The organism is Bacteroidales bacterium (assembly GCA_031276035.1).
Classification (GTDB): domain Bacteria; phylum Bacteroidota; class Bacteroidia; order Bacteroidales; family BM520; genus RGIG7150.
In genome coordinates, this window is sequence record JAISNV010000035.1 from 29,327 (window position 1) to 51,456 (window position 22,130).

Here is a 22,130-nt window from a genome sequence, read left to right on the forward strand (position 1 = left end):
GATTAAAAAACGGAAAACACTTATTTTTTTATTGTGTTGAATAATAGAAAATTATTAAATCAATAATTTTTGTTATTTGAATTTTTTAAGATAAAAAAATAAATCGTTACAATATTTTTTAAGAACGAGTTCAAAGATGTTAATAAATATTAAATAATCCAAGTTTTTTTGAGGTTTTTTTTTGTTAAAACAATAATTTTTCTAGAAAATATTCTTATTAGCTTAAAAATAAAGATGATATTTGTTTAAATAAATTAATTTTGCACAAAATTTTATTAGATGAAAAACTTCAAAAGATATACTGTAACTACTGCTTTGCCCTATGCAAACGGACCGATTCATATTGGCCATTTAGCCGGTGTTTATGTTCCGGCTGATATTTATGTTAGATATTTAAAATCTATAGGTGTTGATGTTGTTTTTATAGGCGGTTCCGATGAACATGGTGTTCCTATAACAATTAGAGCTAAAAAAGAAGGTGTTAGCCCGCAGGAGATTGTCGATAGATACCATAACATTATAAAAAAATCTTTCGCCGATTTCGGTATTTCGTTTGATATCTATTCACGTACTTCAAATCAAGTCCACCATGAGTTGGCTTCCGATTTCTTTCTTAAGTTATATAATGAGGGGAAATTAACAGAAGGTATTGAGGAACAATATTATGACAATGAAGCTAAACAATTCCTTGCCGATAGATATATTACCGGAACATGTCCGATATGCGGTAATCCGAGAGCTTATGGTGATCAATGTGAAAGTTGCGGAACATCTTTAAACGCCAGAGATCTAATTGATCCGAAATCTGCTATAAGCGGTAGTATTCCCGTATTGAAAGAAACAAAACATTGGTATCTTCCTTTGGATAAATATGAGGATTGGTTGAAAGATTGGATTCTTGTGTCTCACAAAGAATGGAAAACTAATGTTTATGGGCAGTGTAAATCCTGGCTCGATGCCGGTTTACATCCACGTGCCGTTACCCGCGATCTTGATTGGGGTGTTAAGGTGCCTTTGGAAAATGCAAAAGGTAAGGTTTTGTATGTTTGGTTCGATGCCCCGATAGGATATATTTCGGCAACAAAAGAATTGACTCCCGACTGGGAAAAATATTGGAAAGATAAAGATACGCGTCTAATCCATTTTATCGGAAAGGATAATATTGTATTTCATTGTATTATTTTTCCGACGATGCTAAAAGCCGAAGGATCTTATATTTTACCAGATAATGTTCCTGCTTTTGAGTTTTTAAACTTAGAAGGTGATAAAATATCCACATCAAGAAATTGGGCTGTTTGGTTGCATGAATATTTAATAGATTTTCCGGATAAACAGGATGTTCTGAGATATGTGCTTACTGCAAATGCCCCAGAAACTAAGGATAATGATTTCACTTGGAAAGATTTTCAAACAAAAAATAATAGCGAACTAGTTGCTATCTTCGGTAATTTTATAAACAGAACTCTTGTTCTTACTAAAAAATATTTTGATGGTATTGTGCCCCAAAGAAATGAACTCGAAGATATTGATATTGCCGCTTTGGAAGAACTTAAGGTTATTCCTTCAAGGATAGAAAATAGTTTGAATAATTTTAAATTCAGAGACTCCTTAAGCGAAATGATGAGCCTTGCACGTCTCGGAAATAAATATCTTACTGATAATGAACCTTGGAAAATTTTTAATAATAATCCGGAACGTGTTAAAACTATTCTTAATATTGCTCTTCAAATTTGTGCAAATTTGGCAGTTGTATCTGCTCCTTTTTTACCTTTTACTTCTGAGAAAATATTCAGAATGTTAAACCTTCCGAGTTTGAAATGGTTATATAGCGGTAATACAGACCTGTTGAAGCCGGAACACAAACTCGGCGAACCTGAGCTTCTCTTTGAGAAAATAGAAGATTCCGCTATTGAACAACAAATTAAAAGGTTAGAAGAAATCAAACTTCAAAATGCAATAGAAAATCAGGAAATTAATATTTCTGCTCAGAAAGATATTATTACTTTCGACGACTTTGTTAAGTTAGATATCAGAACAGGTAAAATTATTGAAGCCGAAAAAGTTCCGAAGGCAAATAAACTCCTCAAACTTAAAGTTGATACTGGAATTGATATCCGTACGGTTGTTTCCGGAATTGCAGAATATTACAATCCGGAAGATATTATAGGCCAGAATGTTAGCGTTCTTGTTAATTTGGCTCCGCGAATGCTTAAAGGAATTGAATCTCAGGGAATGATTTTAATGGCGGAGAATAATGAAGGTAAGTTGTGTTTTGTTGCTCCTACTGAAGAATTTCATCAAGGTTCTGAAATAAAATAACTACTTTCGTTGTACAAGAATATTTGAATTATAGTCAATACCCAGCAAATCTGCAGCATTAGCTTTATACATAGCTATTTCCATATAACCGTGTGAGCCGAAAAAGACTGCGATTTCTGCAATTCTTACATCAGAATATGCTTTTGAAATCTTAGTTATGTCATCCGATTTAAATAAAATTTCAAAAGAAGATTTTCTTACAAAATCATAGAAAATATCTCTTGTAATATTTGTGATGATATTTCGGTAATTATCAATAAAAAGTACATGTCCCTTTAATAAATCGCCGTCAACAACAGGTTGAGACATTAAGTAATTTTTATTAAAACCATTAAGTTTATTAGTATATTGAGAATAATCTTGCCCCGAAGCAATTAAAACCGCAATTTCAGCAAAAACATCTTTGCTGGAAAATGTAAATACCGGAGAATCTTGTATATAGTCTATCTCAAAAATCTCCATTTCAATGTTATTGAGAGCCATCGGCAAAATACCATTATCTGCGGCAATAAAATATTGATTTGCGGCTTTTACTAAAATATGAGGTGTGTTAATGGATGCTTCAGAATTGATCCCGATGATGTGTATAGTACCTTCAGGAAAGAATTTATAGCAATTACCAAGTATGAATCCGGCTTCTCTAATACTGAAAGGAGTAACGTCATGACTAATATCAACAATATTTACATCAGTTAGTTTGGATAATATCGTACCTTTAATAGCAGCAACATAATAATCACTGTAGCCGAAGTCAGTAAGTAATGTTATAATTTTTTTATCCATCAAACTTATACTATAAAAAAATAATATACCTTTGTAATTGTTTACAAAAGTAATTAAAAAAGTTAATCTAGAAATTAAAGAATGTCAGAAAGTATAATTAATCTTTCAAGTTATAATCCGCTAGAAATATACGGAACGCAAGATGTGTATCTTACCAAGATAAAGTCTTTATTTCCGAAATTGAAAATAATTGCACGTGGAGAATTGATAAAAGTTATTGGAGCCGAAGAAGATAGAATAGCTTTTGAAAAGTATATTGATATGCTTCTTCTTCAGATTGATAGTTATGGAAAAATTACCGAAAAGGATCTGGTTGATTGTTTGGCGATGGAAGAAAAGGAAACACTGCCGCCGAAGGATAGCGATTTGATACTTTTCGGAAAAAACGGCAATCAGATTAAAGCCCGAACAAAAAATCAAAAAGCAATGGTTAAATCGATTGATGATAATGATTTGCTTTTTGCCATTGGTCCGGCGGGAACAGGAAAAACGTTTACTGCTGTAGCTCTTGCTGTCAGAGCCTTAAAAAACAAGGAAATCAGAAGAATTATTCTTACTCGTCCCGCAGTTGAGGCCGGCGAAAACCTTGGTTTCTTACCGGGTGATCTCAAAGAAAAACTGGATCCGTATTTGCGCCCGCTTTATGATGCTTTGAATGAAATGCTGCCGTCGCAGAAACTTAAATCTTATATGGAAGACGGTACAATAGAAATTGCGCCTTTGGCGTTTATGAGAGGCAGAACTTTGAATCATGCCTATGCAATTTTAGATGAAGCACAAAATGCTACTGATAAGCAGTTAAAAATGTTTCTTACGCGTATGGGCGAAGATTCCAAGTTTGTAATAACTGGCGATGTAACTCAGATTGATCTACCTAAAAAATCTAACAGCGGATTGATTAATGCAAATAGAATCCTAAAAGATATAAAAGGTATAGATTTTATACATCTGGACGAAAGTGATATTATAAGACATAAGTTGGTAACTTCTATTGTTAAGGCTTATGAAAAATATGATATAAATTAATTTAATGTTGTTAATTATGAATGATGTAATTTTAAGAACCGATTTTGATTTTGAAGGTATGAAAAGTATCTATCACGGAAAGGTGAGGGATGTTTATAATATTGATGATAAATTTTTGTTGATGATCGCAACTGATAGAATATCTGCTTTTGATGTTGTACTGCCGAAAGGAATTCCTTATAAAGGGCAGGTGCTTAGTCAAATAGCTGCTATGTTTCTTGATTTAACCGAAGATATTGTCCAAAATTGGAAAATTGCTTTACCGGATACTATGGCAACTTTCGGAATTTTGTGTGAACCGTTTAAGGTTGAAATGGTGATTCGCGGGTATCTTACCGGTCATGCGTGGAGAGAATATAAGGCGGGAAAAAGAATGTTGTGCGGAATACCACTTCCCGAAGGAATGAAGGAAAATGAAAAATTCCCGAAACCCATTATTACTCCGACTACTAAAGCGGATGAAGGACATGATGAAGATATTTCTCGCGAAGATATTATTAAACAAGGTCTTGTTAGTGAAAAAGATTATATCAAGTTAGAAGATTATACCCTTAGACTATATCAAAGAGGCTGTGAAATAGCGGAAAAACGCGGGTTGATTCTGGTTGATACTAAGTATGAATTCGGAAAGAAAGACGGTGAAATATTTCTAATTGATGAGATACATACTCCGGATTCCTCAAGATATTTTTATAAAGAAGGTTATGAATATGCTATGAAAACCGGAGAACAACCAAAACAATTGTCGAAAGAATTTGTTAGGCAATGGTTGTTGGATAATGGTTTCAGCGGACAAACCGGCCAGCAAATCCCGGAAATGACTCCCGAGATTATTAATAATATCAGTGAAAGATATATTGAGTTATATGAAAATATAACAGGAGAAGAGTTTGTTAAAACGAATATTTCTAATGTTTTAACAAGAGTTGAGGATAATGTAAAACAATTTTTAGATGTTTATTTAAGTAGATAGTTTTATTACTAACTTATAATTAATTTCTTTTATTAAAAAAACAGAGTTTAAAACATTATCTTTCAGAAAAATACACTTTTATAAATAATTTTTTCGATAAATATCAGTTCAATAAAAAAATATTATATTTGTAAAATATAAGTTTTTTAAAGCATAAATATTATAATGACAGATATGAAGCAATATTCTCTTCATGAATTATTGAAGAAAGTATTCGGGTTCGATAGTTTCAAAGGAGATCAGGAAGCCATAATCCAAAGTGTTTTGGACGGCCAGGATACCTTTGTAATTATGCCGACAGGTAGTGGTAAGTCTATGTGCTATCAATTACCGGGTATTATAAGTGAAGGCACTGCAATAATTATTTCCCCTCTGATTGCGTTAATGAAAAATCAAGTTGATGCGATTCGGAATTTCGGACAGGAAAAAAGTATTGCGCATGTTCTTAATTCATCATTAACTCGTGCCGAATCGCTTCAAGTAAGAGAAGATGTTCTTATGGGCAAGACAAAGTTATTGTATGTTGCCCCTGAGTCACTTACTAAAGAAGAAAAAATATCTTTCTTCAAAAAAGTGAACATATCTTTCTATGCAATTGATGAAGCTCATTGTATATCTGAATGGGGACACGATTTTCGCCCTGAATATAGAAGAATACGCCCAATAGTTGATGCCATAGGACAAAAAGTTCCGATAATAGCTTTAACAGCTACCGCAACGCCTAAGGTTCAGCAAGATATACAAAAGAATTTAGGTATGATGGATGCTAACCTTTTTAAAACGTCCTTCAATAGACCAAATTTATATTATGAAGTACGTCCTAAAACCAAGGATGTCGTAAAAGAAGTTATTAAATATATTAAAAGTAATCAAGGCAAATCCGGAATAATATATTGCCTTAGTAGAAAAAAAGTAGAAGAAATTGCCGAAGTACTTACTGTGAATAATATCAGAGCTTTACCTTATCATGCAGGTCTTGATTCTACAACCAGAAAAAGAAATCAAGATATGTTCCTCATGGAAGAGGTTGATGTTATTGTTGCTACTATTGCTTTCGGTATGGGTATAGATAAACCCGATGTTAGATTCGTTATTCATTATGATATACCAAAAAGTTTAGAAGGTTATTATCAGGAAACCGGAAGAGCCGGAAGAGACGACGGTGAAGGAAACTGTATAGCTTTTTATTCTTATGACGATATTTTGAAATTAGAAAAATTTATGGCTAAAAAATCTGTTGCTGAAAAGGAAATATCAGCACAATTGTTACAAGAAACTATTGCTTACGCTGATTCTGCAATATGTAGGAGAAAACAATTACTCCATTATTTCGGAGAAAATTATAAACAAGATAATTGTCATAATTGTGATAATTGTATTAAACCTAAAGAAACATACGATGCTCAGGATGATCTGGTACTTGTACTTGAAACCGTACAGGAAGTTAAAGGTCAATTTAAAGAGAATCATATTCTTAACATTATTCTGGGAGAAAACAATACTACAATAAAACAATGTAAACATAATAAGTTGCCGATGTTCGGTAAAGGTTCATCAAATAGTGAAAAATACTGGCTTAATGTGATCAGGCATGCTTTAGTGGGAAATTTTATCTCTAAAGATATTGAAAATTACGGTTTGCTAAAATTGAGCGAAAAAGGTGCCGAGTTTTTGGAAGAACCATATTCTGTTATGTTTACCAGAGAACCTGAAGATGATGAAGAAAATGAAGATATGATTTCTTCGGGCGAGCATAAGACAAGTTCTTGCGATAAAGTACTTTTCTCCTTGCTGAAAAATTTAAGAAAAGATATTTCCAAGAAAGAAAATCTTCCGCCCTTTGTGATTTTCCAAGATCCATCATTGGAAGATATGGCTATCCAGTATCCTATTTCAATGTCGGAGTTGACAAATATTACCGGCGTTGGTCAGGGCAAAGCCGCTAAATACGGAAAACCGTTCTTGGATTTAATTAAGGTATATGTCGAAGAAAATGATATTATTCGCCCTAACGACATGGTTGTCAAGTCTGTGGTCAATAAATCGGGATTGAAAGTATATATTATTCAAAGTATTGATAGAAAAATCGATCTTGAAGATATTGCATATACTAAAGGTATAGAACTGGACGAACTTATCACGGAAATGGAAAGTATTGTTGCTTCGGGAACAAAACTTAATATTAATTATTATATTGACGAAAATATTGAACCCGAACATCAGGAAGAGATTATTGATTATTTCAGCGATGCAAGTACGGATTCGATAGAAGCTGCCCATGTTGCTCTCGGCGAGGATGAATATTCGGAAGAAGAAATACGTCTGATGAGATTGAAATATATTTCTGAAGTCGGAAATTAATTTCTTAAATGAAAAAATATTTTAATTATATACCAATACTTTGTATTGCAATAATTTTATTTGTGGGTTCTTGTAAAAGAACAAAAGTTCCGAATTATGTAATGGCAAAAGATTCCTTAATTAATATACTTATTGATTTTCATATCATTGAAGGAATTATCGCCTATGAAAATACAAACCAGCCTAATACTGCAAAATATGCTACAAAGTATTTCAATTGCTATTTCGAACTAAATAATATTGATAAAGCCCGTTATGATACGAGCTTATGGTATTATTACCGAGACCCTATTGATATTGGTAATAAAGTCAATGATGATATTGTAAATAGATTATCAATTATTGAAGCTGAAATAGATAAAATGATTATGACTGAGAAAAAGGTGCAGGATGGGAATTGAAATAATATTAAGAGAATATTTATTTTTAATAAGATTTGAAAATCCGAAACACGGAATTCCTTATATATTATCCACTAATCTGCTTGCACCGATCCTAAACAAATCTGGAGTTAACCATTCTTCTCCGAGAATTTCTTTAATAAGGTTTATATAGCCGATGGCTTCTTCGTAAGTTGAAATGCCGCCCGCTGCTTTAAATCCGATTTTTATTCCGGTTTTATCGTAATACTTTTTAATTGTTTCAAGGATATAAGTTGACGTCCCAATTGTTGCAGCCGGACTGATTTTGCCTGTGGAAGTTTTTACAAAATCCGAACCGCCTTCAATAGCCAGTTCAGAAGCAATAATAATATTCTCTTTTGTTTTCAATGCACCTGTCTCAATAATACATTTTAATTTTGCAGAACCGCAGGCTTTTTTTATTGCTTTTATTTCAGATAATACTTCGGCTATTTTTCCTTCAAGTAACTTACCGACAGAGATTACCATATCAATTTCGTCGGCACCGGAGTTTACAGCATATTCAACTTCAGCAGTTTTTATTTCGATAAATGATTGAGCCGAAGGGAAGCATCCTGCAACCGAAGCCGATTTGATGCCGCTGCCGGATAATAATTGCTTTGTTAATTTAACAAAGTTCGGATATGTGCAAACTGCGGCAACTTTCTTATCGAGCGCCTTATTGCATAATCTGCGAATCACTTCGTCATTATCATCAATACTTAATGTTGTAAGATCAACAAAATGCAAAATCTCTTTTCGATCCATAATTATTAAATTATACCTTCGCGTAAAATATCATGAATATGAATAACACCAATATAACTGTTATCATCATTAACTACCAATAATTGAGTAATCGAATTTTTTCTCATTATTTCCAATGCATTAACAACAAGAACTTCTTCTTTTACTGTTTTCGGCGCATCGGTCATAATATCATTTGCCTTTATTTTATTGATGTTCGAATATTTAGACATCATTCGCCTTAAATCACCGTCTGTAATTACGCCTATCAACTTTTTATCATCTAAAACCGCAGTAACACCAAGGCACTTTGAGGAAATTTCGTAAATGATGGTTTTAATATCGTCATTAAGATTTACAACAGGTTTGTTATTTCTTTTATAAAGATCGGAAACTTTTAAAAATAACTTTTTCCCCAATGCACCGCCGGGATGAACTTTTGCAAAATCATTAGCCGTAAAACCTCTACATTCCATAAGTGCAACAACAATAGCATCACCGATTACCAATTGTGCGGTACTGCTGGCAGTAGGGGCCAGATTGTTGGGGCAGGCTTCTTTCTGTACGTTTGAACAGAGTACGATATCGGATTCTTGTGCCAAATATGAATTTTTGTTTCCCGTTATGCAGATTATTTTATTGGCAGCAGTTTTTAAAAGAGGTAAAAGTATCTTTATTTCAGGTGTTTCTCCACTGGATGAAATACAAATAATGCAATCTTGCTTGCTAATCATTCCCAAATCACCGTGAATAGCATCGCCGGCATGAAGAAATTGTGCGGATGTTCCGGTTGAGTTTAAACTTGAAACTATTTTATTAGCAACAATTCCGCTTTTACCTATTCCGGTAAGAACAACTTTTCCTTTGGTTTCTAAAATTGTGTGGATTGCTTCAACAAAGTTATCACCAATGTAATTTATCAAATTATTAATAGAATCAGCTTCATGCTTGATTGTGTCGATTGCAATTTGTTTTATTTCTTCTGTTGATTTCATTTTACTAAATTAAATAAAAAATTAATCGGCTAACAGCACCAGACCTTTTAAATATTCGGTTTCGGGATGAAATATATTAACCGGATGATCCGGAGCCTGATGTAGTTGGTGAACTATTGAAATTTGTTTGCCGGAATCCGTTGCCGCATTGTAAATTGCGGTCAGAAAATCAGGTTTTGTTATAACTTGCGAACATGAAAAAGTGAAAAGTAATCCGTTTTTATTTAAATGTTTTAGTGCCGCTGCATTTAACCTCCGATATGCCTTCATTGCATTGTTTTTAGCGTCGGAATGTTTGGCAAATGCAGGTGGGTCAAGAATTATTATATCGAATTTTTCTTCATTGTTTTTCAAAAATTCAAAAGCATCGGCAACAACAGATTGATGATTAGCCTCTTTTCCGAAATTTAATTCGATATTTTTGTTTGCCATATTAATGGCATTTTCGGAAATATCAACAGTTACAACTTTGTTGGCGTTACCTATTAAAGCTGCAACCGAGAAAGCTCCGGTATATCCGAAAACATTAAGTACACTTTTTCCATTACAAGACTTAGAAAGTATTTCTCGATTATTTCTTTGATCAAGGAAAAAACCTGTTTTTTGTCCGTTAATCAAATCAAGATAAAACTTCATATTATTCTCGGAAAATATAGTTTCATTAACAGAGCCGTACAGAAAACCTTCTTTTAGATTATTTTCTTCCGCTTGCTTGATAGTGGCACCACTTTTAGAATAAACGGCAACGATTTCATTTTCTAAAACTTCTCTAAAGATTTCAGAGAAACAAGGTAGGAGGTTCAACATTCCAACCGAATGAGCTTGCAGAACTACAACACCGTTATAAAAATCCGCAATAAGTCCGGGAAGAATATCACTTTCTCCATGTATTATTCTGAAAGAATTAGTTTTTTTATTGTCGAAAATATTTAGCGCTTTACGACGGTTGATTGCATTGATAATCTGATTTTTCCAGAAAGACCTAATGTTTTCTTTATCAATTTTATTGAAAGAAAATATTCTAACGCAAATTGAACCGTCCTGAAAATGTCCTGTAGCAAGATATTTACGGTCGGATGAATATACTTCAACTATTTCGCCGTCTTCAAGTTCATTAGAAACGGCATATACTGCTCCCGAAAATATCCAGAGATGTTTCTTTAAGATTGATTTCTCTCTACCCGGTTTTAAGATTACTTTTGAGAAATCTGCCATATCTACTTAGTTTAAGGTAATTATAAAGTTCTTTGAATTTTCACTTCTTCAAATCCTTCAATAATATCACCAACTTTTATATCGTTAAAATTCTCAATATTCAATCCGCATTCATAGCCGGATTTCACTTCTTTTACATCATCTTTGAAACGTTTCAAAGAACCGAGATACCCGGTATAAATTACTATACCGTCACGAATTAAGCGAACTCTTGTATTTCTGGTAATTATACCTGTTTGAACCATACATCCGGCAACCGTACCAACTTTAGAAATCTTATAAACTTCGCGAACTTCAACATTACATGTGATTCTTTCTTCAATTTCAGGAGAAAGCATACCTTGTATAGCATCTTTAATTTCTTCGATTGCTTTGTAAATAACAGAGTAAGTGCGAATATCAATTTGTTCCTGCTCCGCTAATTTACGTGCATTAACAGACGGGCGCACTTGGAAACCAACAATAATTGCGTTGGATGCGGAAGCCAACATTATATCCGCTTCATTTATCTGTCCGACAGATTTATGAATAACATTAACCTGAACTTCCGGGTTACTGAGTTTCAATAATGAATCTGAGAGAGCTTCGATTGATCCGTCAACATCACCTTTAACAATGATATTAAGCTCTTTAAAGTCGCCTATAGCGATTCTGCGTCCGATTTCGTCTAGGGTAATATGTTTCTGAGTTCTCAGACCGATTTCACGTTGTAATTGTATTCTTTTGTTAACCAATGCTTTCGCATCATGTTCATTTTTGAATACGACGAAATTGTCACCGGCTTGAGGTGCACCGTTTAATCCTAGCATCAGTATAGGTTTTGAAGGGCCGGCATTTTCAATTTTTTGATTTCTGTCGTTAAACAAAGCTTTTACTTTTCCGTAATGACTTCCTGCTACGACAATATCTCCCTGATGTAAAGTTCCGTCTTGAACGAGCATTTTTGCAATGTAGCCTCTACCTTTATCCAAAGAAGATTCGATTACAGTACCTTCTGCTCGTTTTGTAGGATTACCTCTCAGATCAAGTAAATCGGCTTCGAGTAAAACTTTTTCCAAAAGAAGATCAAGGTTAGTACCTTGTTTGGCCGATATTTCCTGACTTTGATATTTTCCGCCCCAATCTTCAACCAATATACGAATAGCAGCAAGTTCTTCCTTTATTTTTTCAGGATTTGCACTTGGTTTATCCATTTTGTTGATAGCAATAACAATAGGTACATTAGCGGCTTGGGCGTGATTGATAGCTTCAATGGTTTGAGGCATTACACGGTCGTCGGCGGCAACAACAATAATTGCTATATCTGTTAGTCTGGCACCGCGGGCACGCATAGCAGTAAAAGCTTCATGGCCGGGAGTATCCAAGAATGTAATACTTCTTCCATTAGCCAAGTGAACTTCATAAGCTCCGATATGCTGTGTTATACCACCGGCTTCACCTGCAATAACATTGGTTTTTCTAATATTATCAAGTAATGAAGTTTTACCGTGATCCACGTGTCCCATAACAGTAACAACGGGATTACGTGTTAAGCGATCTTCTTCATTCTCATCCTCATCGTCAGTAATGGTTTCATTAATTTCGGCATCAACGAACTCAATATCATAACCGAATTCGTCTGCAACTACAGTCATTGTTTCAGCGTCAAGTCTTTGATTGATAGAAACAATTACACCCAAATTAAGACAGGTTTGAATAACTTGCATTACATTAACGCTCATTAAGTTTGCCAATTCATTTACGGTAACAAATTCCGTAACTTTAAGAGTGGACTTTTCAGCTTCTTTCACTTCCATTTGACGGCGACGCTCTTCTTCTTTAACATCGCGTTTGTCTCTTCTGCGTTTAGCAGCTTTATTCTTGGTTTTATGCTCTAACTCTTTTAAAGTTTCGCTAACTTGTTTTTGAATTTCTTCATCGGAAATAGCTACTTTTTTAAAGTCTTTTTTCTTTTTCGACTTTTTGTTCTTGTCTTTATCTTTATTGGTCTGATCGTTATTTTTATTTTCTTTTTGAGGTTTTTCGAGAGTATTTGCTTTATTAGGATTAACAAAATCGGTGCTTTCCTTTTTTATTCTCTTACGTTTTTTCTTTTTATTAGCATTGCTATCTCCATCGGATTTACTTTCTTTAGGCTTCTCAACAGGAAGTTCTACTTTTCCGATAATTTTAGGACCGGCAAGTTTAGGAACTCTAATACCGAATATTTCAGGTTTGGTTTCTCCATCGGTAGTTTTTTGTTCTTTAGCTTCCGAAGTTTCTTTCTTATCAGCAGCCTTTTCTTCAGGTTTTGGAGTTTCAATAGGTTTTTCTGTTTCAACTTTTGAAGTTTCCTGTTTTATTTCTTTCTCGGATGAAGGTTTTGTATTTTCCTCAATCTTTTTTGGTTCAACTTTTTCTTGAACTTTTGTTTCTTCTTTGATAGGAATTTTTTCAGAATCAGTTGGTTTTATATCTTTTTTAACAGTGGTAACCTCAGGTTTTTCTTCCTTTTTTATGGAGTCTGGTTTCTTATTTTTAGTTTCAGTTTTTTCTTCGGGTTTTTTCTTTTTTCCTCCGGCATTAATGCTGTCTAAGTCTATTTTGCCAACGATTGTAGGAGAAACAGTTTTTTCAGGACCTAAATGAAGAATGTCATTATCAACTTGTTTTTTATTAGAAGAATCTTCTTTCTTTACAGTTTTTTCAGTATCGGCAGTTGTTTTGGCAGTAGGTTTTTGTTCTTCTGTAGCAGGTTTAGTTGTTTCTGTTTCTGGGGTTTTCTTTTCTTCAGTTTTTGTTGCTGGAGTTTTTTCTGCGCTCGTACTTGTTTTTGAGGCAGTAGGTTTAACGGTACCTATAGTAGTATCCTTAATGATGTATTCGGGTTTTTCAACATCATCATCTTTTTTATCCTCAATCTTCTCAGTTTTTTCAAGAGGTTCAGCATTTTGCGCTTTTTTAAACGATAAAGTTATTTTATCGGATTCCGCCTTCATATTTTTATCACCTTGAAATTCACTGGCTACCAATTTAAACATAGCCTCATCCAATTTTGAAGTTGGTCCAAAATCATCTTTATACCCCTTTTTCTTAAGAAATTCAATGATGGTGTTTATCCCAACATTGAATTCTTTTGCTACTTTACTTATTCTTCTAACTGCTTGTGTTTCTTCTGCCATGTTTTTATTATTTTATTCTTCAAATTCTGCTTCGAGGATTTTTAAAACATCCTTAATTGTTTCTTCTTCTAAATCAGTACGTTTCAATAAATCGTCAAAACTCAATTCCATTACACTACGAGCCGTATCGCAACCTATACCTTTAAGAACATCAATAACCCACGGTTCAATCTCATCGGTAAATAAATCAAGATTAACATCGTCTATATCGGTTTCTCTATAGACATCAATATCATAACCTGTAAGTTTACTTGCAAGTTTAATATTGTAACCGTTTTTACCGATTGCATAAAAAACTTGGTCGGGATCCATATAGACATCAGCTTTTTTGGTGTCATTATGAATTATAACCGAAGAAATTTTCGCAGGGCTTAAAGCTCTGGTGATGAAGAGAGTCGGATTTGTGGTGAAATTTATCACATCAATATTTTCGCTTTTTAATTCGCGAACGATAACGTGAATTCGCGAACCTTTCATCCCGACGCAAGCTCCGACAGGGTCAATGCGGTCGTCGTACGATTCAACTGCAATTTTCGCACGTTTTCCGGGAATTCTAACAATTTTCTTAATAGTAATCAAACCGTCGAAAACTTCCGGAACTTCGGCTTCGAACAAACGTTCGAGAAATACGGGTGATGTTCTTGATAATATGATGTGAGGAATGTTATTTCTTAATTCAACTCTTGAAACTACTGCGCGTATTATATCTCCTTTGTGATAATAATCTTCGGGAATTTGTTCAGACTTAGGAAGTAATAATTCTATGCCTTCATCGTCTAAAATGAGCATTTCTTTTTTCCATACTTGATAAACTTCGCCGGTAACAATTTCTCCTACTTTATCAACATATTTTTTATAAATGCTGTTTTTCTCATATTCTTGTACCTTTGCACTTAAACTCTGGCGAATAGCCAAAATGTCGCGTCTTCCGAAATCCTCAATCCCAATGCTTTCAACAAAATCTTCACCGACTTCATAGTCCGGTTCTGTTTTAATTGCTTCGGAATATGCAATCTGGAGGTTAGGATCTTCAACATCTTTGTCATCAACAATAAGTCTGGTTCTCCAAATTTCAAAATCACCGCGATTAACATTAACAATAACGTCAATATTCTCGTCGGTGCCGTATTTTTTTACTAACATGCTTCTGAAAACATCTTCCAGAATTCTCATCATAGTAGTTCTGTCAATGTTTTTAAACTCCTGAAATTCGGAAAACGATTCAACTAAATTAATACTTTCCATTTTTTATTAGAATTATTTAAAATCAAAAAATAACTTTGCGTTTTTTATATCATTAAAATTGATAGAAATGTCTTCCTCAGCCTTAATTTTAGGTTTCATTCCTTTTTTCACATTTGATAATGTTTGTTTTGTAAGAATAATACCATCTTCGGAAACATTTTTGAGAATACCTTTTAAAGGTTTGTTATCTGCAAATGTTACAATAATTTCTTTACCTATGTTTTTCTTATACTGCCTGATGGTTAAAAACGCCGATGTAATTCCGGAAGAGCTAACCATTAAATTATAATCTTCTTTTTCACGATCAATATTACCTTCGATATGTCTGCTTAGAGCAACACAATCATCAATAGTAACAACCGTATCGCTGTCAAGAAATATTTCGATATTATTTGATTCTGAAATCTTTATCTCAACAACAAAAATATCCGAATCAATAAAAAAATTATCAACAAGCTTGTTTATATAAATTTTTTCTATCATAAGTAGATATAAAAAAGAAGGGGATTTGTGCATCCCCTCAAAATCAACATCTTAATCATTATAAATTTGCGTTGCAAAAATAATATAATTTTTTTAATTACGCAAGTCTTTTTCTTTAAAGATGAAGATGAAAGGTTGAGAAAAGTAGAAAAGTATAAAGCAGGTAAAATCAATTGGGAAAAAGAAGGGTTTGTAAAGAAAAATGATACTGTTTTCCGACCTAAAACTATAAATCTTACAGATTGGTTTTTTATTTTCTTAATTTATGAAAATTCACACTTTGTTTTGGAATGATATATTGAGTTCGAGAAAAGCCTTAAACTAAAAAAAGGTTGTCTCATTTCTAAGACAACCTTTTTTACACATATGAAAAACACTAATACTACTTTTATCTTTATTCTTTATCTTCGCGTTTGTAATGTTTTGAATATTTATTCATAAACTTATCAACACGTCCTGCTGTATCAACAAGCTTAACTTTGCCTGTGAAGAAAGGATGTGAAGTGTGAGAAATCTCAAGTTTTACCAAGGGATATTCTTTTCCGTCTTCCCAAACTATGGTATCTTTTGTTTTAGCAGTAGATTTGCTAATAAACATATAGTCGTTAGACATGTCTTTAAAAACGACTAATCTATAATCTGTTGGATGAATATTTTCTTTCATTATCTTAAGGGTTTTTTATTGCTATAAATTGGACTGCAAAAGTAATATAAAAATTTTAATTATCAAGAATTTTAGAAAAATATTTTTGATTTGAATGTTTTTAAATTTAAAGTTCCGGATTTTTGTCTTAATCAGAAATGCCGGAATTCATATCTTTTGCTGTTAAATTTCGTTTAAACATAAATTTTTTCAAATAATTCCCGAATCTCTTTGGATTCCCGTAGAATATTTAGAGTAAGATTGTCATGGCCTTTTGCGTAACCGTTTCCTACGATAAGATTGATATCTTTTCCTACGCCTTCGGCGCCTAAAGCAGCTTTCGTAAAACTTGTTGCCATAGAGAAAAAATATAAATGACCTTGTCCTTTAGTTATAAGGATGGAAGTCATTTCGGTATTGGGAACATTCACGTTGTTAATTACAACATCACAACCTCTTGGTCCTGTAATTTCAATAACTTTGTTGTAAACTTTTATTACTTCGGTGGCATCGGCAATAATTACGTGATGAGCCAAATTCATATCGATAATTCTTTTTGCATTTTCTTCGGAATATTCCACCACAATAACTTTTCCGTAAGGACCAACATTTTTCATTGCCTGGTAGCAGCATAAAATTCCTGATTTACCGCCGCCGCCGATTATACAAACGGTGTCGCTTTCTTTTACAAGCCTGTCGACTTGTGCCGGTGCTCCTGCAACATCAAGAGCCGCCAGAGCTAACTTCTCCGGCATATCATCAGGCAGTTTTGCAAATAATCCCGATTCGAATAAGATAGCCTGCGCCTCAACATCCACTTGGTCGCTGTTGGGATCTAAATTTTTTATTTTGTGAATCTTTAACGGAGTCAAAGACAAAGATACCAGAGTTGCAATTTTGTCGCCGATTTTTATTCGGCGGTTGGGGAAATCTTTTCCGATTTCCTTAACAGTTCCGATAAGCATTCCGCCTGAACCTGTAACAGGGTTTTGCATTTTTCCGCGCTTTTCTACAATGCCTAAAATCATCTCTTTCATCTTTTCGGCATCTTTACTACAAGCATTCTTAATTTGAGTATAACTTGCCGAATCAATATTTAAAGTTTCTACATCAATAAGTAACTCATTGTCGTAGATTTCCATAGTGTTGTCTATTTTCAAAGCGGGTTGTGGTAAAGTGCCCTTAGGTTTTATAACTCTGTGAGTTCCAAATATACATCCTTTATTCATTATGACTATAAATTTAAAATATATTGAAATTGCTGATGTTTTAAAAACCCAAATTATATTGGGGTTAAAAAACGCCTGCAAAGATAAAAAATCTTTAGAAAATTTAATTCGAATTAATTGTTTATATCAAAAATAAATACATACTTTTGCAAATTATTAATCAATAAAAAATTAAAAATTATGAAAGCATCACACGTTTTTGCATTTTTAGGCGGTACTATTTTGGCAACAGCCGTAACTCTTTTATTTACAACAGATACGGGTCGTGATATCCGTAAACAAGTTTCCGAAAAACTTACTAAAGAAGAGTTGGATAAACTCCTAAACGTCCTTAATAAAGAAAAAAAAAATTTGGAGAATCTCGAAAAGGAAGTTAATGATGAGATAGCGGAAGTAAAGAAAGAGTTGAAAAAGTTGTAACAGGTAAATAAAGAGTCATGGATAATCAAGATGGTGTTTTTAAACAGTTCTTTAACGACTCAAAAGAGTATATAAGAACACGTTACGATTTGCTTAAGTTGGAATTACTTGAGAAAATGGCTAAAATATTTGCATTATTATTCACTGTAATAATATGTTTGGTATTGCTTTTAGGAGCCTTTGTGTACTTTTCGTTTGCTTTGGTATCTGCACTGACGCCATTGTTTAACTCTCCTGTACCCGCCTTTTTAATTGTCGGCGGTGTTTTTGTTTTAACTACTGTTATTTTTGTAGTTTTTAGAAAACAAATTTTTCTTAATCCTTTAATTAAACAGTTAAGTAAAATTTTATTTGGTAACGACTAAAACACAGCTATTATGGAAGGTAGAAAAGAGCTTTTTGAAATAAAAAATATTAAAGATATCAAAGAATATAAACAAACTCTGAAGCAAGAAATTTTATTGCAAGAAAAGGGTTTGTCTGATGATATTGACGAAATTAAAGTTAGATGGGAAATCTTCGGCCACAGAGAAGTTAATGATAAAGTCGTTAACGGCATAAACAAGGCGGCAGGTTTCATCTCTACAGGTGCTATAGTAGTATCTAAAGTTATAGATATTATTCATGAAGGCAAGAAAATTTATAATCTATTTAATCATAAATAATTTTTTTAAGAAATGAGAAAACATATTTTTAATGCGGGTCCCTGCATTCTTTCGGAATCTGCAAGAGAAAACACTGCTAAAGCAGTTTTAGAATTAGGTAATACCGGACAGTCTATTATGGAGGTTTCACACCGTTCGAAAGATTTTGAACCGATTTTGGAAGAAACTATTGCTAATTTCAAAGAAGTATTAAGCATTCCAGATGATTATTCAATACTTTTTTTAGGTGGAGGTGCAAGTTTACAATTTTGTATGATTCCTTACAACTTCTTGATTAATAAAGCTGCTTACCTTAATACAGGTACTTGGGCTACTAGAGCGGTAAAAGAAGCTCAATTATGGGGCGAAGATAAAGTTGATGTAGTAGGTTCTTCTAAAGACAAAAACTTCTCTTATATTCCTAAAGGATATGTTATTCCCAAAGACGCCGATTATTTCCATATTACTACTAATAACACTATTAAAGGTACTGAAATTAGAGAAGATTATGACTCTCCGGTTCCTTTGATTGCCGACATGTCTTCAGATATTTTAAGCCGTCCTGTTGATGTTTCAAAATATCACATGATTTACGGCGGAGCGCAGAAAAACCTCGGTCCTGCAGGCGTTACTTTTGTTATAATTAAAAATGCCCTACTTGAGAAAGTGGCTGACCGTCCGATTCCGACTATGCTTAAATATCAAACCCACATTGATGAAGGTACAATGTATAATACTCCTCCGGTTCTTCCTATTTTTGTTGTAGGTGAAACTCTTAAATGGGTTAAAGAACTAGGTGGTGTTAAGGTTATGGAAAAAAGAGCTATAGAAAAAGCCGACTTGATTTATAATTATATTGATAATAGTGAAATGTTTGTCGGAACTGTTGCTAAAGAAGATAGAAGTTTAATGAATATTTGTTTTGTTATGCAAGATAAATATAAAGAACTTGAACCGGAATTCTTAAAAGTTGCTTCTGCTAATAATATCTGCGGACTAAAAGGCCACAGATCTGTTGGCGGATTCCGCGCTTCTTGCTATAATGCTCTTGACATCGAAAGTGTTCAATTCTTAGTTAATTTAATGAAAGAATTTGAAGTAAAGAATAAATAGTTTTTGTTTTTATAAAAGTCTCACGTTATTTTATTCGTATAAAACCAATAGTGAGACTTTTTCTTTTACTAATAAATTTTTTTAAATGAAGTTAATCGATATAAAATTTATGTCGATTTATATTTTTTTATTTGAATTTTAATCCATCTTTTTATAATATTAATTAAATAAAAATAACAATGAAAAAAATTTTGGTTGCAACAGATAAACCTTTTGATAAAAAGGCTGTTGAAGAGATTAAATCAATTACCGAATCAGCAGGTTATAAATTTGCGCTTTTAGAAAAATATACTGAAAAAGCTCAATTGTTAGATGCAGTAAAAGATGCTAATGCAATAATTATCAGATCCGATATTATTGATCGTGAAGTAATTGAGGCTGCTAAAAATCTTGAAATAGTTGTCAGAGCCGGTGCTGGTTATGATAATATTGATCTTGCAGCTGCAACCGAGCATAATGTTGTTGCTATGAATACTCCGGGACAAAATTCAAACGCAGTTGCGGAATTGGTTCTCGGTATGATGGTTTATATGGCTCGCGGATGCTTCGATGGAAAAACAGGCTCTGAGTTATTAGGTAAAAAACTTGGAATACATGCTTATGGTAACGTTGGAAAAAATGTTGCACGTATTGCCAAGGGTTTTGGAATGGAAGTTTTTGCTTTCGACCCTTATGTAAATGATGCCGATATGGTTAATGACGGCGTTATTCCGGTTAAAACGGTAAAAGAATTATATTCGGAATGCAACTACGTTTCATTACATATTCCCGCTAACGATCAAACAAAAAAATCTATAGGTAAAGAGTTGTTAATGTCTATGCCTGCTAATGCAACATTAGTAAACACAGCTCGTAAAGAAGTTATTAATGAAGATGAACTTTTGGAAGTTTATGCAAATAGACCTGATTTTAAATATGTTTCGGATATTGAACCGGCATGCAAAGAGGAAATTGCGGCTAAATACGATGGTAGATATTTCTTTACTCCGAAAAAAATGGGTGCACAAACTAAAGAAGCTAATATTAATGCAGGTTTAGCAGCAGCACATCAGATAGTTGATTTCTTTAAAACCGGAAATAAAAAGTTTCAAGTTAATAAATAAAAATTCGAAATAAAGTATGGCAAAGATCAAACCTTTCCGTGGATTGCGTCCACCTAAAAATATTGCTGCGAAGTTGGCAGCCAAACCTTATGATGTTCTTAATTCCGAAGAAGCTCGCTTGGAAGCCGCCGATAATCCGTATTCACTACTCAGAATTACAAAAGCTGAGATTGATTTGGACCCGAGTATTGACGAACATTCTGAACCGGTTTACCAAAAATCGGTCGATAATTTTAAAATGTTCCAAGATAAAGGCTGGTTAGTTCAGGATGATACCGAAAAGTATTATATATATGCTCAGACTATGGACGGTAGAACTCAATACGGTTTAGTTGCTGCAGCTTATACGGGAGATTATTGGAATGATATTATCAAAAAACATGAACTTACACGTAAGGAAAAAGAAGATGATAGAATGATAAATGTGCTTCGTAATGACGCTAATATTGAACCTGTTTTCTTTACTTATCCGGCTAATGATAATATTGATGCAATTGTTGCAAGAGTTGTAAAATCTACTGATCCCGTATATGATTTTGTTGCCGATGACGGTTTCGGACATCATTTTTGGATTGTAGATAATCCAAAAGATATTGAAGCAATTACGGAAATATTTTCCAAAGAAATTCCTTATACCTATGTTGCGGATGGCCATCATAGAACGGCTGCCGCTGCACGTGTCGGGAGAGAAAAAGAAAAACAAAATCCGAATCATACCGGAAATGAAGAATATAATTATTTCCTAGCAGTTCATTTTCCTGATAATCAACTTAAAATTATTGATTACAACAGAGTTGTTACCGACTTAAACGGAAATACTAAGGAAAAGTTTATTGAAAAACTGCAAAAGAATTTTGTTGTAGAAGATAAAGGAACCGAAATTTATAAACCTGCTAAATTACATGAATTCAGTATGTATTTGGCTGGTCACTGGTATGCATTGATAGCAAAACCAGGTACTTTTGATGATAATGATCCTATAGGCGTGTTGGATGTAACTATTTTATCTAATCTTGTTCTTGATGAAATATTGGATATTAAAGATTTACGTACAAGTAAACGTATCGACTTTGTAGGCGGAATCAGAGGATTAGGAGAGTTGAAAAAACGCGTTGACAGTGGTGAAATGGCCGCTGCTTTCGCATTATATCCGGTATCAATGAAGCAATTGTTTGATATTGCCGATACGGGAAATATCATGCCTCCGAAAACAACATGGTTCGAACCGAAATTGCGTAGTGGTTTGGTCATCCATAAACTTTCTTAATT

20 protein-coding genes are annotated in these 22,130 nt (G+C 33.5%); 11 read left to right on the forward strand and 9 right to left on the reverse strand.

Translation table 11 applies throughout. The features are described 5' to 3' along the window. Positions 1-279: 279 nt before the first annotated feature. The gene (metG, locus tag LBP67_09490; protein ID MDR2085212.1) at positions 280-2,319 is read left to right on the forward strand and encodes a methionine--tRNA ligase; all 2,040 of its coding nucleotides are present in this window, start codon (positions 280-282) and stop codon (positions 2,317-2,319) included. Here the strand turns inward: metG and LBP67_09495 are convergent, their stop codons facing one another. After that, a complete protein-coding gene (locus LBP67_09495) occupies positions 2,320-3,102 on the reverse strand; it encodes an SAM-dependent chlorinase/fluorinase (GenBank protein ID MDR2085213.1) in 783 nt (260 codons plus the stop codon). 81 nt (positions 3,103-3,183) lie between these two features. On the opposite strand from LBP67_09495, the gene LBP67_09500 reads away from it, so the two are divergent. The 4 genes from LBP67_09500 to LBP67_09515 all read left to right on the forward strand — a co-directional run bounded on the left by LBP67_09500 (position 3,184) and on the right by LBP67_09515 (position 7,863). Further along, on the forward strand, positions 3,184-4,128 hold the full coding sequence (locus tag LBP67_09500) for a PhoH family protein (GenBank protein MDR2085214.1): 945 nt from the start codon (positions 3,184-3,186) through the stop codon (positions 4,126-4,128). A 16-nt stretch (positions 4,129-4,144) separates the two neighbouring features. Beyond that, entirely contained in the window at positions 4,145-5,101 is a 957-nt protein-coding gene (locus LBP67_09505) for a phosphoribosylaminoimidazolesuccinocarboxamide synthase (GenBank protein ID MDR2085215.1), read from the forward strand. Positions 5,102-5,266: 165 nt separating this feature from the next. Then, positions 5,267-7,462, forward strand: a complete 2,196-nt coding sequence (gene recQ / locus LBP67_09510) for a DNA helicase RecQ (protein ID MDR2085216.1) — start codon at positions 5,267-5,269, stop codon at positions 7,460-7,462. 8 nt (positions 7,463-7,470) lie between these two features. Continuing rightward, positions 7,471-7,863: a DUF4296 domain-containing protein gene (locus LBP67_09515; protein MDR2085217.1), complete on the forward strand. Its 393-nt coding sequence runs from the start codon at positions 7,471-7,473 to the stop codon at positions 7,861-7,863. A gap of 60 nt (positions 7,864-7,923) precedes the next feature. Here LBP67_09515 and deoC read toward each other — a convergent pair whose 3' ends face one another. From deoC to LBP67_09555, 8 genes are all read right to left on the reverse strand, one after another. Next, a complete protein-coding gene (deoC, locus tag LBP67_09520; protein ID MDR2085218.1) occupies positions 7,924-8,631 on the reverse strand; it encodes a deoxyribose-phosphate aldolase in 708 nt (235 codons plus the stop codon). A gap of 5 nt (positions 8,632-8,636) precedes the next feature. Further along, positions 8,637-9,605, reverse strand: a complete 969-nt coding sequence (locus tag LBP67_09525) for a KpsF/GutQ family sugar-phosphate isomerase (protein ID MDR2085219.1) — start codon at positions 9,603-9,605, stop codon at positions 8,637-8,639. Positions 9,606-9,626: 21 nt separating this feature from the next. Then, positions 9,627-10,820 (reverse strand): class I SAM-dependent rRNA methyltransferase, encoded by a 1,194-nt coding sequence (locus tag LBP67_09530; GenBank protein MDR2085220.1) that lies wholly within the window; start codon positions 10,818-10,820, stop codon positions 9,627-9,629. Positions 10,821-10,840: 20 nt separating this feature from the next. After that, positions 10,841-13,981, reverse strand: coding sequence for a translation initiation factor IF-2 (gene infB, locus LBP67_09535; protein ID MDR2085221.1), 3,141 nt, complete (start codon positions 13,979-13,981; stop codon positions 10,841-10,843). Positions 13,982-13,993: 12 nt separating this feature from the next. Then, positions 13,994-15,226 (reverse strand): transcription termination factor NusA, encoded by a 1,233-nt coding sequence (gene nusA, locus LBP67_09540; protein MDR2085222.1) that lies wholly within the window; start codon positions 15,224-15,226, stop codon positions 13,994-13,996. A gap of 12 nt (positions 15,227-15,238) precedes the next feature. Further along, positions 15,239-15,709, reverse strand: a complete 471-nt coding sequence (gene rimP, locus LBP67_09545) for a ribosome assembly cofactor RimP (GenBank protein ID MDR2085223.1) — start codon at positions 15,707-15,709, stop codon at positions 15,239-15,241. Between the two features lie 394 nt (positions 15,710-16,103). After that, complete coding sequence (locus tag LBP67_09550; GenBank protein MDR2085224.1) at positions 16,104-16,373, reverse strand: type B 50S ribosomal protein L31; 270 nt, start codon at positions 16,371-16,373, stop codon at positions 16,104-16,106. Positions 16,374-16,546: 173 nt separating this feature from the next. Next, positions 16,547-17,581: an L-erythro-3,5-diaminohexanoate dehydrogenase gene (locus tag LBP67_09555; GenBank protein ID MDR2085225.1), complete on the reverse strand. Its 1,035-nt coding sequence runs from the start codon at positions 17,579-17,581 to the stop codon at positions 16,547-16,549. Positions 17,582-17,761: 180 nt separating this feature from the next. Here LBP67_09555 and LBP67_09560 point away from each other — a divergent pair, with 180 nt between their 5' ends. From LBP67_09560 to LBP67_09585, 6 genes are all read left to right on the forward strand, one after another. After that, positions 17,762-18,001: a hypothetical protein gene (locus tag LBP67_09560; protein ID MDR2085226.1), complete on the forward strand. Its 240-nt coding sequence runs from the start codon at positions 17,762-17,764 to the stop codon at positions 17,999-18,001. A gap of 17 nt (positions 18,002-18,018) precedes the next feature. After that, complete coding sequence (locus LBP67_09565) at positions 18,019-18,366, forward strand: phage holin family protein (GenBank protein ID MDR2085227.1); 348 nt, start codon at positions 18,019-18,021, stop codon at positions 18,364-18,366. A 12-nt stretch (positions 18,367-18,378) separates the two neighbouring features. Continuing rightward, a complete protein-coding gene (locus tag LBP67_09570) occupies positions 18,379-18,666 on the forward strand; it encodes a hypothetical protein (GenBank protein ID MDR2085228.1) in 288 nt (95 codons plus the stop codon). A 12-nt stretch (positions 18,667-18,678) separates the two neighbouring features. After that, positions 18,679-19,758: a 3-phosphoserine/phosphohydroxythreonine transaminase gene (serC, locus tag LBP67_09575; protein MDR2085229.1), complete on the forward strand. Its 1,080-nt coding sequence runs from the start codon at positions 18,679-18,681 to the stop codon at positions 19,756-19,758. 179 nt (positions 19,759-19,937) lie between these two features. Next, entirely contained in the window at positions 19,938-20,861 is a 924-nt protein-coding gene (locus LBP67_09580) for a 3-phosphoglycerate dehydrogenase (GenBank protein MDR2085230.1), read from the forward strand. Positions 20,862-20,877: 16 nt separating this feature from the next. After that, entirely contained in the window at positions 20,878-22,128 is a 1,251-nt protein-coding gene (locus tag LBP67_09585; GenBank protein MDR2085231.1) for a DUF1015 family protein, read from the forward strand. Positions 22,129-22,130 lie beyond the last annotated feature (2 nt).

Excerpts from the sequence above, each read along its gene's own strand:
- LBP67_09585 (MDR2085231.1), top strand. The coding sequence starts at position 20,878 with ATGGCAAAGATCAAACCTTTCCGTGGATTGCGTCCACCTAAAAATATT.
- LBP67_09515 (MDR2085217.1), top strand. The coding sequence starts at position 7,471 with ATGAAAAAATATTTTAATTATATACCAATACTTTGTATTGCAATAATT.
- metG (MDR2085212.1), top strand. The coding sequence starts at position 280 with ATGAAAAACTTCAAAAGATATACTGTAACTACTGCTTTGCCCTATGCA.
- LBP67_09495 (MDR2085213.1), bottom strand. The coding sequence starts at position 3,102 with ATGGATAAAAAAATTATAACATTACTTACTGACTTCGGCTACAGTGAT.
- LBP67_09505 (MDR2085215.1), top strand. The coding sequence starts at position 4,145 with ATGAATGATGTAATTTTAAGAACCGATTTTGATTTTGAAGGTATGAAA.
- LBP67_09550 (MDR2085224.1), bottom strand. The coding sequence starts at position 16,373 with ATGAAAGAAAATATTCATCCAACAGATTATAGATTAGTCGTTTTTAAA.
- nusA (MDR2085222.1), bottom strand. The coding sequence starts at position 15,226 with ATGGAAAGTATTAATTTAGTTGAATCGTTTTCCGAATTTCAGGAGTTT.
- infB (MDR2085221.1), bottom strand. The coding sequence starts at position 13,981 with ATGGCAGAAGAAACACAAGCAGTTAGAAGAATAAGTAAAGTAGCAAAA.
- LBP67_09525 (MDR2085219.1), bottom strand. The coding sequence starts at position 9,605 with ATGAAATCAACAGAAGAAATAAAACAAATTGCAATCGACACAATCAAG.
- recQ (MDR2085216.1), top strand. The coding sequence starts at position 5,267 with ATGACAGATATGAAGCAATATTCTCTTCATGAATTATTGAAGAAAGTA.
- LBP67_09570 (MDR2085228.1), top strand. The coding sequence starts at position 18,379 with ATGGAAGGTAGAAAAGAGCTTTTTGAAATAAAAAATATTAAAGATATC.
- LBP67_09555 (MDR2085225.1), bottom strand. The coding sequence starts at position 17,581 with ATGAATAAAGGATGTATATTTGGAACTCACAGAGTTATAAAACCTAAG.
- LBP67_09500 (MDR2085214.1), top strand. The coding sequence starts at position 3,184 with ATGTCAGAAAGTATAATTAATCTTTCAAGTTATAATCCGCTAGAAATA.
- deoC (MDR2085218.1), bottom strand. The coding sequence starts at position 8,631 with ATGGATCGAAAAGAGATTTTGCATTTTGTTGATCTTACAACATTAAGT.
- LBP67_09560 (MDR2085226.1), top strand. The coding sequence starts at position 17,762 with ATGAAAGCATCACACGTTTTTGCATTTTTAGGCGGTACTATTTTGGCA.
- LBP67_09580 (MDR2085230.1), top strand. The coding sequence starts at position 19,938 with ATGAAAAAAATTTTGGTTGCAACAGATAAACCTTTTGATAAAAAGGCT.
- LBP67_09565 (MDR2085227.1), top strand. The coding sequence starts at position 18,019 with ATGGATAATCAAGATGGTGTTTTTAAACAGTTCTTTAACGACTCAAAA.
- serC (MDR2085229.1), top strand. The coding sequence starts at position 18,679 with ATGAGAAAACATATTTTTAATGCGGGTCCCTGCATTCTTTCGGAATCT.
- LBP67_09530 (MDR2085220.1), bottom strand. The coding sequence starts at position 10,820 with ATGGCAGATTTCTCAAAAGTAATCTTAAAACCGGGTAGAGAGAAATCA.
- rimP (MDR2085223.1), bottom strand. The coding sequence starts at position 15,709 with ATGATAGAAAAAATTTATATAAACAAGCTTGTTGATAATTTTTTTATT.